The following is a 13,759-nucleotide window of genomic DNA, read 5'->3' on the forward strand; positions in this document are numbered from 1 at the left end:
TCATCCAATGATGGATTATGTTCAGTTTCAATGACGGCCCAGTGTCGCGACAATCCCCCACCCGTGAACATCCCTAGCCTGCCCCTGCCCAGATCGCGACTGTCGCTTTACCTGGACCTGATCCGTTGGAGTCGTCCGCAGGGCTGGTTGCTGCTCTTGTGGCCAACGCTGGCGGCGCTGTGGCTGGCCGCAGGTGGTTTTCCGGGGTGGCACCTGCTGCTGGTGTTCACCCTGGGCACCATCCTGATGCGCAGCGCAGGCTGTGCCGTCAACGACGTGGCCGACCAGGATTTCGACCGCCACGTGCAACGCACCGCCCAGCGGCCCGTGACCAGCGGGCAACTGTCGGTGAAAGAAGCTTTGGCCGTGGGTGCGGTGCTGGCCCTGGTCTCGTTCGCCCTGGTGCTGACCACCAACGCGCTGACCATCGCGATGTCTTTCGCGGCGCTGGCCGTCACGGCGATCTACCCCTTCACCAAGCGTTTCGTGTCCATGCCCCAGGCCGTGCTGGGCGTGGCCTTCAGCTTTGGCATCCCCATGGCCTACGCGGCGGTGGGCAATCACATCCCGGCGCAGGCCTGGTGGTGGGTGGTGGGCAACCTGGGCTGGGTTCTCGCCTACGACACCGAGTACGCCATGGTTGATCGCAACGATGACCTCAAGATCGGCATCCGCACCTCGGCCATCACGCTGGGCCGCTTCGATGTCATCGGGGTGATGGGTTTTTATGCGCTGTGCATCGTTTGCTGGGCCGTGGTGGGCCATGAGGCTGGGCGCGGCGTCTGGTATTTCGCGGGCTTGGCGGCGGCGGGGCTGCAGGCCTTGTTGCATGGCTGGTTGATCCGCCACCGCGAGCGCGAGGGCTGCTTCAAGGCTTTTCGCCTGAACCACTGGCTGGGTTTGACGGTGTTCGTCGGATTGCTGCTGGACGGTGTGTTGGCGGGTTGAGTGGGTGGGCTTTGGCTGGGAGCGCGAGGCGGGGATGAGTCGGTGGCGTGGCACCATGAAGAGCCGTGCTGCGCCACCAGCGGGGCGCCAAGCTGAAGCCCCGACGGATGCTGACCCAGCCCGCGCCCCGCGCTGAACCGATCAAACGCTCACAACCTGGTGAGTCCGCCCAACCCTAGCGCCCGAACTCATCCCCCAACTCACCCGCCCGCTGCTGGGCAGCACGCATGGCCGCGATGAACGCCTCCTTGACGCCACTCGCCTCCAGGCTGCTCAGCGCCGCGTAGGTGGTCCCGCCCTTGGACGTGACCCGCTCGCGCAATACCGAAGGCGCGTCGGATGACTGCGACGCCAAAGTCGTGGCGCCCGCAAAAGTGGCCAGTGCCAAGGCGCGACCCTGCTCGTCGTCCAAACCCATGTCCGCCGCCGCCTGCACCATGGCCTCGATGAAATAAAACACATAGGCCGGGCCCGAGCCCGACAGCGCCGTCACCGCGTCCAGGTCGCTTTCCTGTTTCACCCACAGCCACTGGCCCGTGGTCGCCACCATGTCCTGCACGGCCTGCTTTTCAAGGTCGCTGACTTCTGGCCGGGCAAACAACCCGGTCATGCCTTGCCCGACCAAGGCCGGGGTGTTGGGCATGGCGCGCACCACGCGCGGAGTGCCCAGCAGGCGCGCCATGTCGCCAGTGCGCAGGCCCGCCATCACGCTGTAGTGCAAGGCTTGGGCCGTGTGCGCACCGCAGGCGGCGGCCGCGTCCTTGAACTGTTGCGGCTTCACCGCCCACACCACCGTGGACACGTTGGACAGGGCCACGTCAGGCGAAGGCAGGGCGCTCACGCCCAATGTTTGCTGAAGGCGCAGCCGCTGGTCCTCGCTGGGGTCGATGACCAGGATGCTGCTGGCCGCGCGGCCTTGCCGCAACAGGCCTCCGATGATGGCGGTGGCCATGTTGCCGCCGCCGATGAATGCGATGTCAAATGATGAAGTGCTCATGAGGTGTGATCATGCCGCATCCAGGATGCGGATCAGCTCGCTGGGGTTCAGTGGTTTGCGCAGCAGCGTGACGCCCACATTGGCTGCCTGCGAGCCCAGATCGGCGGTCGCGTCGGCGGTCAGCAGGAAGGCGGGTAGGTCTTCGCCAAACTCGTAGCGCAACTGGGCAATGGCCTGCAGTCCAGTGATGCTCAGGCCCAGGCGGTAGTCGCTGATCACGGCCACGGGCAGGTCGCCCAGGGGCATCTCGCCAGAGGTCTGAAGCGCGGCCACGGCTTCCACCGCGAGGTCGGGCGTGTGTCCGGTGGCGGCTTGCCAGCCGTTCTGGCGCAGGACCAGTGCCATGCTGTCCAGCACCTGGGGCTCGTCGTCGATCACCACCACCACGCCGCGTCGCTGGGCGTCTTTGGGTTCGTCTTGACTGGTGCCCGTCGAGTTTGGCGTTGGCGCGGCGATGGCTTCGCGCAGCGGCAGCCGCAAGGAAAAACAGGAGCCACGTCCCAACTTGGACCGCACCGTCACCTGCACGCGCCCCAGCCGGGCCAAGCGCCGCACCACTGCCAGCCCCAGCCCGAGGCCTTCGCCTGACCGGCGCGCCGTGGTGTGCGCTTGAAAATAGTCGTCAAAAATGCGTTCGCGGTGCTCGGGGGCCACGCCCACGCCGCTGTCCCACACCTGGCAAAGCACCCAACGCCCACGCACCCGGGCACGCAAGCGCACCTGCCCCTGCTGGGTGTAGCGCACGGCGTTGTTGAGCAGGTTGCGCAGGATGCGCTCGGTGAGGTGCGGATCGGCCTGCACCCACGCGTCGGTGGCGTCCACCTGCCAGCTCAGGCCTTTGTGTTGGCACAGCACCGCGAACTCGTGGTCCAGGCGCCGGTACAGGGTCGACAAGGCCAGGGCCTGGGGTTGGTGCTCGACCCGCTCGGCATCGATGCTGGCCACGTCGAACATGCGCTCGAACAAGGTGCTCAGCGAGCGCAACGAGGTGCTGATCTTGGACAGCAGATCCTGCCCTTCGGCCTTGGGCACCCAGGGGGTGAGGGCGTTGGTCAGCAGCATCATCACGTGCAGGGGTTGGCGCAGGTCGTGGCTGGCGGCGGCGAAGAAATCGCTCTTTTGCCGGTCGGCGCCTTCGGCCAGCGCCTTGGCCAGCGTGACCTGGTTGATCTCGTGGCGCAACTGCAGCACCAGCGCGGCGTTTTCGTGGCGCAGCAGGGCACCTTCACGCAAGCGCCGGCTGATGCCCGAGGAGATGAACATGCAGGTGATCATGGACAGCATCAGCACCGCGGCCAGGTAGACGGAACTGTCCTCTTGGTCCGCCAGCAGGCGTGCGCAGACCAGCAACAGCAGGGGGAAGCTGCCGACAAAGCCGACGATCCAGTCGTGCACCAGCACCAGCATCAGCGTGTAGCCATACACCACCACGGCCGCCACCAGGCTCATCTTCCAGCTGGGGGTGGCCACGCTCAGCAAGGCCACCCCCATCAAACCCCAGAACACGCTTTGCAGCAGATGCCAGCCCACCAGGGCGGCGCGCCAGGTGCGGTAGCCTGAGGCGGCGATGCCAAAGCGTTGAAACTGACGGGCCATCAGGCCCACGGTGGCCCAAACGATCAACAGGCCGACGGCGGGGGCGCCCCAATGCCAACGCGACAGGGGCGAGTCCTTCACCATCCAGACCAGCAACAGCAAGGCGGGGATCTGCGGCAAGACCGAGCCGGGCGTGATGCGCCAGCTGTCTTGAAGCAATTGCAGGTCAATGCGGGATTCGATGGGCGCGAGCCCCTGGATGGAGCCGCGCCACCAACTCACGGTAGCTGCTCCTCAACAGGTGCCTGGCGTGAGCACAGAAGCACCAGCTGCGTGCGGCTGTGCACCTTGTAGGCCCGGAAGATCGCGCTCACGTGCAGTTTGACGGTCTCGGGGCTGATGCCCAGGGCCGTGGCGATCACCGGGTTGGAGCAACCACGTGTGATCCAGGTCAGCACGTCTTTCTGACGTGGCGTGAGCTTGATGCTGGGCAGCATGTCTGGCGCATCGGGCAGGGTGGCCGCCGGGCTGGACAACAGGTCGGCGGGGAAGTGCAGCCGCCCTTCGACCAGGGCCTGCAGCGCCGTCATGAAACCATCCAGCTCACCCAGCTTGGGGATGAAGCACGAGGCGCCATGGTGGATGCACTCCAGCGCCAGCTGCGCGTCGGTGCTGCCGGTGATGATGCCGATGCGCTGGGTGGTGGCCACCTGGCGCACGTGCTTGAGGGTGTCTACCCCACTGCTGTCGGGCAGGCCCAGGTCCAGCAGCACGGCGTCGATCGGATCGGCGGCCGAGTTGGCCAGGTGCGACAGCGCGCTGCGGCAGGTGTTGGCCTGAGAGAAGCGCGCCAGCGGTTGCAGGCCGCGAATGGCGTGCATCATCCCTTCACGGATGAGGCTGTGATCATCAACTAACAGGTAATGCGGAGATTGGTGATCCATGGCGCCTTCTTCAAGGCGTGATCTTATCTGGGGCGTCATCTTTGTCCAAAGATAGCGGCCCCAATTCGTACCATGGTTGACCCTTGTTCCACGGCCATTTCGAGGTCGGCGCTCATGCCCATCGACAAAGTATCCAGTGTTAACCCGTGATTACGCAGATCATCAAACACCCCACGTATTTTTTTCAGCGCCTGGTGTTGGGTGGATGCATCGTTGCTGGGCGCTGGCAGGGCCATCACCCCCCTCAAGTGAAGGTGAGGCAGTTGGGCCACGGCCTGGGCCAGGGCCAGGGCCTCGGCCAGGTCGACACCGCTCTTGCTGGCTTCGCCGCTAGTGTTGACCTGGATGCACACCTGCAGCGGGGGCAGGTGCGCGGGCCGCTGTTCGCTCAAGCGCTGGGCAATCTTCAGTCGGTCCACGGTGTGCACCCAGTCGAAGTTTTCGGCCACCACGCGGGTCTTGTTGCTCTGCAGCGGGCCGATCAGGTGCCATTCAATTTGAGCGCGCAGGTCGGCCAGCTCGGCCATCTTGTCCACGGCCTCTTGCACGTAGTTTTCACCAAAGCGGTGCTGTCCGGCCTGGTAGGCCTCGCGCACATCGGCTGCGGAGAAGGTCTTGCTGACGGCCAGCAATGTGACACCATCGGCCGGACGGTTCACTTTTGAACAAGCCTGCTTTATCCGGCTTTGCACGAGTTGTAGCTTGTTGGTGATCGTCGCCATAATGGTCTGTCAAAGAAATCCCGGCCCCAATCATCCATGGATATCACCCAACTTCTCGCCTTCTCGGTCAAGAACAAAGCGTCTGACTTGCACTTGTCGGCGGGTTTGCCCCCCATGATCCGGGTGCACGGCGATGTGCGGCGCATCAACGTCGATGCGCTGGACCACAAGCAAGTCCACGAGATGGTGTACGACATCATGAACGATGCCCAGCGCAAGATGTACGAAGAAACGCTGGAGTGCGATTTCTCGTTCGAGATCCAGGGCCTGGCGCGTTTTCGGGTCAACGCCTTCAACCAGAACCGGGGCGCCGGCGCCGTGTTCCGGACCATCCCATCCAAGATCCTATCCCTGGAGCAGCTCAACGCGCCCAAGATTTTTGCCGACTTGTCGCTCAAGCCACGCGGCCTGGTGCTGGTCACCGGCCCCACCGGTTCGGGCAAATCAACCACGCTGGCCGGCATGGTCAACCACCTGAACGAATCCGAATACGGCCACATCCTGACGGTCGAAGACCCGATCGAATTCGTGCACGAATCCAAAAAGTGCCTGATCAACCAGCGCGAAGTCGGGCCGCACACCATGAGCTTCTCGAACGCGCTGCGCTCCGCGCTTCGTGAAGATCCGGACTGCATCCTCGTGGGCGAAATGCGCGACCTGGAAACCATCCGCCTGGCCCTGACCGCCGCTGAAACCGGCCACTTGGTGTTCGGCACCCTGCACACCTCCAGCGCCGCCAAAACCATCGACCGCGTGGTTGACGTCTTCCCGGCGGCTGAAAAAGACATGGTCCGCGCCATGTTGTCTGAATCGTTGGTGGCGGTGATCTCGCAATCGCTGTGCAAGCTCAAAGACGGCTCCGGCCGCGTGGCCGCCCACGAAATCATGGTGGCCAACGCCGCCATCCGCAACCTGATCCGCGAGAACAAGATCGCCCAGATGTACTCGGCCATCCAGACCGGCAACAACGCCGGCATGCAGACCCTGGATCAGAACCTGACTGACCTCGTGCGCCGCAACCTCATCTCGCCCGCTGAAGCCCGCTCCAGGGCCAAGTCGCCCGAGAATTTTCCGGGCTGACATGAGACGTTTGCTGGATCGATTCAAAAGCACGAGCCCTGGCGACACCCTCGTAGAGCGCGAAGCCGACGACGAAGGTTTCTTCTCCACCCAGTTCATGGAGCGCCCTGAAATCTCCCGGGCGGCTTCCGCCTGGACCTCGCGCGCCCTGGCCGTCGGGGCCCATGCGCTGGACCCGCAGGCTGGCGTGGCCTTGCTGCTCAAGGCCTGGTCCGACGACACCTTCACCAGCCTGATGGGCGAGGCCGAGTGCGAAAAACTGCGCACTCATCTCGAATTCGTCACGGTTCCGGCCGGCCGTGAGTTGATTGCTCAGGACGAAAAGGGCGACTATGCCCTGGTGATACTCGAAGGCCTGGTGGCGGTTGACCGCGTGCAACCCACCGGCGAGCGAGCCCGCCTGGCCGAACTGCGCGAAGGAGATGTCTTGGGTGAAATGTCCTTGCTCGATGCCGGGGCGCGTTTCGCGTCCTGCCAAACCCTCAGCCGCTGCTCCCTGGCCGTCATCACGCGCAGCGCGCTCGACGAGTTCGCCATCGAAGAGCCTCGCCTGGGCTTTGCGTTGATGGCCGGCGTGGCCCGCCGCCTGTCGTTGCGCATGCGTCAGCTCAGTGCCCGCTTGGGCGCCCTGCTGACTGCCGGTTGATCTACAGTCCACCCACAGTCCAAAACATTCAACGGGATTCACGCCATGGAACGCGATCAGGCCTCCAAATTCATCAACGATCTGCTCAGGCTGATGATCGCGCGTGGGGGCTCTGACTTGTTCCTCACGGCCGAATTCCCGCCCGCCATCAAGGTCGATGGCAAGGTCACCAAGGTGTCGCCCCAGCCCCTGACGGCGCAGCACACCATGGCCTTGGCCCGTTCCATCATGAACGACAAGCAGGCCGCCGAATTCGAGCGCACCAAGGAGTGCAATTTCGCCATCTCGCCAGGCGGGGTGGGGCGCTTTCGGGTCAATGTGTTCGTGCAGCAGAGTTACGTTGGCATGGTGCTGCGGACCATTCCCCAGCAACTGCCCACGATCGACGCGATGGGCTTGCCGCAGATCCTGAAAGAAGTGGCCCTGAACAAGCGCGGCCTGGTCATCCTGGTGGGTGGCACGGGCTCGGGCAAATCGACCTCGCTGGCAGCGATGGTGGACCACCGCAACGAGAACACCTACGGCCACATCATCACGATTGAAGACCCGGTGGAATTCGTGCACCCGCACAAGAACTGCATCGTCACCCAGCGCGAGGTCGGCATCGACACCGACGGCTGGGAAATGGCGCTCAAGAACACCCTGCGCCAGGCCCCCGACGTGATCCTGATGGGCGAAATCCGCGACCGCGAGACCATGGAGCACGCCGTGGCCTTTGCCGAAACCGGGCACCTGTGCATGGCCACCCTGCACGCCAACAGCGCCAACCAGGCGCTGGACCGCATCATCAACTTCTTCCCCGAAGAGCGCCGCACGCAACTGCTGATGGACCTGTCCCTCAACCTGAAAGCGCTGGTCTCGCAACGCTTGTTGCCCCGCCAGGAAGGCAAGGGCCGCGCTGCAGCGGTTGAGATCCTGCTCAACACGCCATTGATCGGCGACCTGATCTTCAAGGGCGAGGTCGGCGAGATCAAGGAGATCATGAAGAAGTCGCGCGAACTGGGCATGCAAACCTTCGACCAGGCGCTGTTCGACCTGTTTGAGAACAACGACATCACCTTTGAGGATGCCCTGCGCAACGCCGATTCGGTCAATGACCTGCGCTTGCAAATCAAGCTCAACAGCCAGCGTGCGCGCAGCACCGACCTGTCGTCCGGCACCGAGCACTTCAAGATCGTCTGATGACCGTGAGCAAAATCTACGAGGCCGTGGCGCCGCACAAAGTGGCCTTCCTGGGCCTGGGCACCATGGGCGCGCCGATGGCGGCGCACCTGCTCAAGGCCGGGCACCAAGTCACCGTCTACAACCGCACGCAGGCCAAGGCCCTGGCCTGGGTGGCCGAGCACGGCGGCGCCTGGGCGGTGTCACCGCGCGAAGCGGTGCGCGAGGCGCAGATCGTGTTCACCTGCGTGGGCAATGACGACGATTTGCGCAGCGTCACCGTGGGCCCTGAGGGCGCCTTCGGGGCCATGCCCGATGGCAGTGTGTTGGTGGACCACACCACCACCTCGGCCGAAGTGGCCCGCGAACTGGCGCAAGTTGCGCAAGACCAGGGCCTGCATTTCATCGATGCCCCCGTCTCGGGCGGCAACCTGGGCGCCATCAATGGCGTGCTGACCATCATGTGCGGTGGCGATGCCGACGCGTTCGGCCGCGTTCAGCCCGTGCTGCAGGCCTATGCCCGCGCGGTCACCCACCTTGGCGCCAGCGGCTCGGGACAACTGGCCAAAATGGTCAACCAGATCTGCGTGGCAGGGGTGTTGCAAGGGCTGTCGGAAGCCCTGGCGTTCGGCCAGACGGCGGGCCTGGACATGCAAGCCGTGCTCGGCGTCATCACCCAAGGCGCGGCCGGCAGCTGGCAAATGCAGAACCGTGGCCCCACCATGGTCAACGACGTGTTCGACTTCGGTTTTGCGGTCGATCTGATGCGCAAAGACCTGGGCCTTTGCCTGGACGAGGCCAAGCACTTGGGTGCCCGTTTGCCTGCCACGGCCCTGATCGACCAGTTCTACGCCGACGTGCAGGGCATGGGCGGCGGCCGCTGGGACACCTCCAGTCTGATCCGCCGTTTGCGCTGACCTGTCGTTCAGGTCAGGGGTTGGATGCCGCCGGATCGGCAGGCCGGGGTGGTGGCAGCTTGCGCGCCAGCTCATCCTCGGTGATCAGCTGGAACACCTTGACCACCTTGGTCACGCCGCTCACGCCGGAGGCCAATTCGGCCGCCCGGGTGGCTTCACGCTCGGTCACCAGGCCCATCATGTAGACATCGCCCCGCTCGACCACGATCTTGAAGGCGTTGGTGAACAAGTCGCGTGCGTCCACGAAGCTCGCCTTGAGCTTGCCCTTGATCAGCACGTCACTGGAGCGTGAGCCCAGCGAGCTGGTGCCCATCACGGCCAGTTCATTGACCACGGATTGCACGTTCTCCACCCGCGCCACGGCCTGTTCGACGGCGGTGCGATCCGCCTCGGACGCCACTTCACCCGTCAGCAAAACCAGTCGGTTGTAGGACGTCGCGTTGACGTGGCCGCTCTCGCCCACCGTTTCGCGGACGCGCGATGAGGCCTTGATCTCGATGCCCTGGTCTTCAAGCTGCGTGCCGGAAGTGCGGCGGTCCGAGGCCATGAAGGCACCGCCGATGGCCGAGCCCAGCACCAGTGGTGCGCAACCAGCCGTCAGGTTCAAGGCCAGGGCCAGGGCCGTCCATCGGCCAATGCGCCCAATATTCAATGTGTTGATTTTCTTCAAGCCACGTCTCCTAGCAAATGGGTGTCCACGGCCTCGCACAGGCTGTGCAAGGCCAGCCAGGCCACGGCAAAAAGCCGGGCCGCCTGGTGTCCGGGCAAAGGCACCCAGACGTCGGTGTCCCTCAGCAGTGGGCCCAGCACCGAAGCGGCCTCACCGGTGAAGAGCACCAAAGTCAAATCTTGCGCGCGCGCCGCCTCGGTGGCCGCCACCAGCGCGGGCTCGTTGCGCTCCAGCGAGAACGCCAGCCAGATGTCGCCCGGGTGGCCCAGTGCGCGAACCTGCGCGACCAGGTTGTCGTCCTTGCCTGGCACGGCCAGGGCCGCCAGCGGCGGGCGTTCGCGATTCACGCCCTTCACCAGCAGCGAGGCGGTCTGTTGCGCCAGCCATTCGGCCTCGGCCACGCCCGCGCACAGCACCTTGCCGCCCGCCGTCAGCGTGTGCGTGATGGCCTGGGCGGCGTAGTGCAGGTGCAGCGCCAAACGATCCGCCGATTGGTAAAGCACATCGGCGGTCTCAAGGAAGGGCTGCTGCGAGAAAGGTTGCTGAAATGGTGTGTCCGACATGAAGGTCGATGATAAGGGCTATGCCGAGGTATCAAAGGCCGCCACGATCCATTCCAGGGCATCGCCATCAATCACCACCACATCGAAGCGGCAAGGTGGCCAGGGGTTCAACTGCATCAGGTAGTGCCGTGCGCCGTGAATGCAGCGCTGCTGCTTGCCGCGTCCGATGCTGGCCGCCGCGCCACCATGGTCGGCACTGCTGCGTTGCCGCACTTCCACGAACACCAAAGTGCTGTCGCGATCGCGCATGATCAGGTCCACCTCCGCGCCGCGAGCCGACGGGCCGCGCGCGACCCGATAATTGCGTTCAACCAGCTCCAGACCCTGCGCCTGCAAATAGGCCAGGGCGCGGCCCTCCGCCTCATCTCCTCGGGATTTCGTTGTGACCTTCGATGCCAATGTGCTGCTCCAGGCCGCTTCTCACGCAGCCGCCGGTCAGCAGTATCCCAAAGGGGCGCTCTACTTGGTCGCCACCCCCATCGGCAACCTCGCCGACATCACCTTGCGCGCCATCCAGGTGTTGGTCCTGGCTGACATCGTGGCTTGCGAAGACACCCGCGTCACTGGGGGGCTGCTGCGACATTTTGGCCTGGACAAGAAGATGATGGCCGTGCACCAGCACAACGAGGCCAGCGCGGCGCATCAGGTCATCGACGCCCTGCAGCAAGGCCTGCGCGTGGCCTATGTCAGCGATGCTGGCACACCCGCTGTGTCCGACCCCGGCGCGCAATTGGTGGCGCGGGTCCAGGCTGCGGGCCTGCGCGCTGTGCCCATCCCAGGGGTGAGCAGCGTCACCACGGCGCTCAGCGTGGCGGGTGACACCGCCAGCACAGGCTTTCATTTCATGGGCTTCCTGCCCTCCAAAGGCGCCGCGCGCGCCACCGCCCTGGACGAAGCCTTGGCCTGGCCCGGCAGCCTGGTCCTGTTCGAAGCGCCCCACCGCATCGACGACCTGGCCCGTGATCTGCAGACGCACGCCGCCCACCGCCAAGTCACGCTGTGCCGCGAGTTGACCAAGCAATTCGAAGAAATCGCCACCCTGAGCGTGCCCCAACTGCCCGAGTGGATCAAAGCCCAGCCGCACCGCGACCGGGGCGAGTTCGTCGTCGTGGTCCATGCCGCCGGTGCAGTCGCCGCCTCTGACGAGTTCTCTGACGAAGTGCTGGCCTTGCTCCAGGCCCTGTCGTCGCATCTGCCCATCAAGCAGGCGGCTGGCCTGGTGGCCGATGTCACCCGCCTGCCCCGCAAGGCGCTCTACGAGAAAGCCCTGAGTTGGCGCCAGGCCGACGAGCAGTCCTGACAGCATTTCTTCCCTGAGCACTGGTTTTGCGGGGTCGGACAAACCCCGGGCTCAAGGGCTAACCCGAGCGCCTTGCCAATTATTTAACGGAATACTCGCTCCATCGTTCATATAACGATTTGCGTCAAAACCTGACTGCACCGCAAAACGGTGCGAGTGACTTCCCTAGGAGATTTGCAATGAAATTCGGATTCACCATGCGCGCCGTGTGCGCTGCCGTTGCCCTGGCGGGTGCTGCCATGGTCCCTGCCGCCCACGCTGGCACCGCCTCCAAGACCAAGTACCCATTGGTGCTGGTCCACGGCTTCATCGGCTTCGACAACATCGTGGGCATCCAGTACTTTTACACCATCCCTGATGCCCTGCGCGACGACGGCGCCACCGTTTACATCGCCTCGGTCAACCCTTCGCAAACCACGGAATTCCGCGGTGAAGAGCTGATCCAGCAGATGAAGCAATGGGCCGCCAAAGACGGCGTCACCAAGTTCAACCTGATCGGTCACAGCCATGGCGGCCCCACCGTTCGTTACGCTGCTGGCACCGTGCCGACCATGGTGGCCAGCGTGTCCACAGTCGCTGGTACCCACTTCGGCAGCAAAGTCGCCGATGAAATCCTGGCTGGCACCACCCCCGGTGGCGCCTTTGACCAAACGGCCACGGCTGGCTTGCAGCTGATCTCCTGGCTGACGGGCAACAAGACCACCAGCGATGCCAACCTGCTGGTCGCCCTGAACGCCCTGAGCACGCCCGGCTCGGTGGCCTTCAACGCCAAGTACCCCGCTGGCGCGCCCACCACCACCTGCGGTCAAGGCCCCAGCAGTGCCAAGGTTGCTGGCAACAACATCCTTTTCTATTCTTTCTCCGGCACATCGCTCAAGACCAACTCAAGCGACATCTCTGACGCTTTGTTGGCCTACACCGGTGACTACTTCAAGGGCGAGGCCAACGACGGCCTGGTCTCGCGGTGCTCCAGCCACTGGGGCAAGGTCATCAAAGACAACTACCCCTGGAATCACCTGGACGAAATCAACCAAGTCCTGGGCGGCATCGGCCAGGGCGCGCCTGAACCTGCAGCGTTCTACAAGCAACACGCCAACCGCCTGAAGTGGGCTTTCCTGTGATGGGTTGATACTCCGGGTTGAGTATTTCAGCCCTCGAGCTTGACAAGGGTCGCCTCCACAAGAGGTTGGCCCTTGTTGTCGTTTGGCGTCATAGGTTTCCCTGGTACGGTGTGCGCGACTTGCCCGAATAATGCGGGCAGCCGGGAAATCCCCTTGGCTTTGACAGGACGTGTGTGATGCAAGTGCGTGGAATGTGGACGACGGGGCTGTTGGCCGTTGTCATTGGGGTGGGCAGCGTCGTGCTTTGGCAGCGCTCGTCCACCGAGGTCTCGGGGTCTGGGCCGCAGGGCGGCAGCCCTGAAACCAAGGGCTGGGGCTTCATTGGGGGCGCCAAGGACACGGCAGCCAGCAGTGCGGCCGCCGCCGCCCAGGTGCGCTCGCCCGACCAAGTGCGCGTGCGCCTGTTCAAGGAAGGCTCCTTCGCCGGCACCGAGCCAGCGGGCAGTTGGTGCGTGAGCGACCAAAACCTGAAGCCCTGCCCGCAGCTGCGCAGTCGCTTTGAATACTACGTCCTGGGCTTGGGCGAAGTCACCATCGAAGAAATCCGAGGCCTCATCCAGGACGAGGCCAAGCGTGCCAACGGCGATGCCATGGCCGCCCAGATCATGGTCATCTGGGGCAAATACTGGCAAGTTCGCACCTACGCTTGGCGCAACAAATTCATCCAGGCCGACCGCAGCACCTGGATGCCCGTGTTTGAAGAGCAACGCTCCGTGCGCCGCCAGATCCTCGGTCAGCCCTGGGCCGAAGCCTTCTTCAAGGAAGACGAGCAGCACTTCCAGGAGTACTACGCCCAGCTCGAATCCGGTCTGCCGCCCCCACCCGACCCCGGCGAGCCCGTGCCCCAGATGGCCCCGGGCAAAGACCCTGCCGCCGTCCGCGCCGAGCGCGTGGCCCGTTATGGTGAAGCCGCCGCCGACCGCCTGGACAAGGCCGACGCCGACTGGGCCGACTGGGAGCGCCGCCTCAACGCGGCCAAGGCCGAGTGGGATCGCCTGCAAAAGTCCACCAACCTGTCCGATGCCCAGCGCAAGGGCGAGATGAGCGCTTACATCAAGTCCAGCTTCCCGGCCGACGAACAACTTCGCGTGCAGGCCCTTTTACATCTGTGATTGCCCCTGCGATCACCCGTCTTCGGGCAAGACTCCTACAAT

General features: G+C 64.3%; 15 protein-coding genes. 8 read left to right on the plus strand and 7 right to left on the minus strand.

What is annotated here, in order from left to right; all coding sequences use genetic code 11:
• Positions 1-30 precede the first annotated feature (30 nt).
• Positions 31-948: a 4-hydroxybenzoate octaprenyltransferase gene (gene ubiA, locus H7225_RS15840; protein WP_290663555.1), complete on the plus strand. Its 918-nt coding sequence runs from the start codon at positions 31-33 to the stop codon at positions 946-948.
• A 175-nt stretch (positions 949-1,123) separates the two neighbouring features.
• Here the strand turns inward: ubiA and proC are convergent, their stop codons facing one another.
• Genes proC through H7225_RS15860 form a run of 4 tightly spaced genes read right to left on the minus strand, consistent with a single transcriptional unit; the run spans position 1,124 to position 5,147 of the window.
• Positions 1,124-1,945 carry a pyrroline-5-carboxylate reductase gene (gene proC, locus H7225_RS15845; RefSeq protein ID WP_290663557.1) on the minus strand — a complete coding sequence of 274 codons (822 nt, stop codon included), beginning with the start codon at positions 1,943-1,945 and terminating at the stop codon, positions 1,124-1,126.
• Positions 1,946-1,954: 9 nt separating this feature from the next.
• The gene (locus H7225_RS15850) at positions 1,955-3,763 is read right to left on the minus strand and encodes an ATP-binding protein (RefSeq protein ID WP_290663559.1); all 1,809 of its coding nucleotides are present in this window, start codon (positions 3,761-3,763) and stop codon (positions 1,955-1,957) included.
• A complete protein-coding gene (locus H7225_RS15855; RefSeq protein ID WP_290663561.1) occupies positions 3,760-4,425 on the minus strand; it encodes a response regulator transcription factor in 666 nt (221 codons plus the stop codon). The genes H7225_RS15850 and H7225_RS15855 overlap by 4 nt, the downstream gene beginning before the upstream one ends.
• Before the next feature lie 35 nt (positions 4,426-4,460).
• Positions 4,461-5,147, minus strand: coding sequence for a YggS family pyridoxal phosphate-dependent enzyme (locus H7225_RS15860; protein ID WP_290663563.1), 687 nt, complete (start codon positions 5,145-5,147; stop codon positions 4,461-4,463).
• A gap of 36 nt (positions 5,148-5,183) precedes the next feature.
• Here H7225_RS15860 and H7225_RS15865 point away from each other — a divergent pair, with 36 nt between their 5' ends.
• The 4 genes from H7225_RS15865 to H7225_RS15880 are packed head-to-tail and all read left to right on the plus strand — an operon-like array spanning position 5,184 to position 8,951.
• Complete coding sequence (locus H7225_RS15865; protein WP_290663565.1) at positions 5,184-6,227, plus strand: type IV pilus twitching motility protein PilT; 1,044 nt, start codon at positions 5,184-5,186, stop codon at positions 6,225-6,227.
• 1 nt (position 6,228) lies between these two features.
• Positions 6,229-6,873: a Crp/Fnr family transcriptional regulator gene (locus H7225_RS15870; RefSeq protein ID WP_290663568.1), complete on the plus strand. Its 645-nt coding sequence runs from the start codon at positions 6,229-6,231 to the stop codon at positions 6,871-6,873.
• Positions 6,874-6,918: 45 nt separating this feature from the next.
• Positions 6,919-8,055: a PilT/PilU family type 4a pilus ATPase gene (locus H7225_RS15875; protein ID WP_290663570.1), complete on the plus strand. Its 1,137-nt coding sequence runs from the start codon at positions 6,919-6,921 to the stop codon at positions 8,053-8,055.
• On the plus strand, positions 8,052-8,951 hold the full coding sequence (locus H7225_RS15880) for an NAD(P)-dependent oxidoreductase (protein ID WP_290663632.1): 900 nt from the start codon (positions 8,052-8,054) through the stop codon (positions 8,949-8,951). The genes H7225_RS15875 and H7225_RS15880 overlap by 4 nt, the downstream gene beginning before the upstream one ends.
• A 13-nt stretch (positions 8,952-8,964) precedes the next feature.
• On the opposite strand, the gene H7225_RS15885 is transcribed toward H7225_RS15880, so the two are convergent.
• From H7225_RS15885 to H7225_RS15895, 3 genes are read right to left on the minus strand one after another with little or no spacing between them, the layout of a single operon-like run.
• Positions 8,965-9,621 (minus strand): BON domain-containing protein, encoded by a 657-nt coding sequence (locus H7225_RS15885; RefSeq protein WP_366481646.1) that lies wholly within the window; start codon positions 9,619-9,621, stop codon positions 8,965-8,967.
• Complete coding sequence (locus H7225_RS15890; RefSeq protein WP_290663572.1) at positions 9,618-10,184, minus strand: SIS domain-containing protein; 567 nt, start codon at positions 10,182-10,184, stop codon at positions 9,618-9,620. Before H7225_RS15890 ends, H7225_RS15885 begins: the two co-directional genes overlap by 4 nt.
• A gap of 18 nt (positions 10,185-10,202) precedes the next feature.
• A complete protein-coding gene (locus H7225_RS15895) occupies positions 10,203-10,583 on the minus strand; it encodes a YraN family protein (protein ID WP_290663574.1) in 381 nt (126 codons plus the stop codon).
• Here H7225_RS15895 and rsmI point away from each other — a divergent pair.
• From rsmI to H7225_RS15910, 3 genes are all read left to right on the plus strand, one after another.
• On the plus strand, positions 10,567-11,484 hold the full coding sequence (gene rsmI, locus H7225_RS15900; protein ID WP_290663576.1) for a 16S rRNA (cytidine(1402)-2'-O)-methyltransferase: 918 nt from the start codon (positions 10,567-10,569) through the stop codon (positions 11,482-11,484). The genes H7225_RS15895 and rsmI overlap by 17 nt on opposite strands.
• 179 nt (positions 11,485-11,663) lie before the next feature.
• The gene (locus H7225_RS15905; RefSeq protein WP_290663577.1) at positions 11,664-12,605 is read left to right on the plus strand and encodes a triacylglycerol lipase; all 942 of its coding nucleotides are present in this window, start codon (positions 11,664-11,666) and stop codon (positions 12,603-12,605) included.
• Positions 12,606-12,781: 176 nt separating this feature from the next.
• Positions 12,782-13,717: a lipase secretion chaperone gene (locus H7225_RS15910; RefSeq protein ID WP_290663579.1), complete on the plus strand. Its 936-nt coding sequence runs from the start codon at positions 12,782-12,784 to the stop codon at positions 13,715-13,717.
• The last annotated feature ends 42 nt before the right edge of the window (positions 13,718-13,759 follow it).

Source organism: Aquabacterium sp. (genome assembly GCF_014378415.1).
In the GTDB taxonomy this organism is placed as follows: domain Bacteria; phylum Pseudomonadota; class Gammaproteobacteria; order Burkholderiales; family Burkholderiaceae_C; genus Aquabacterium.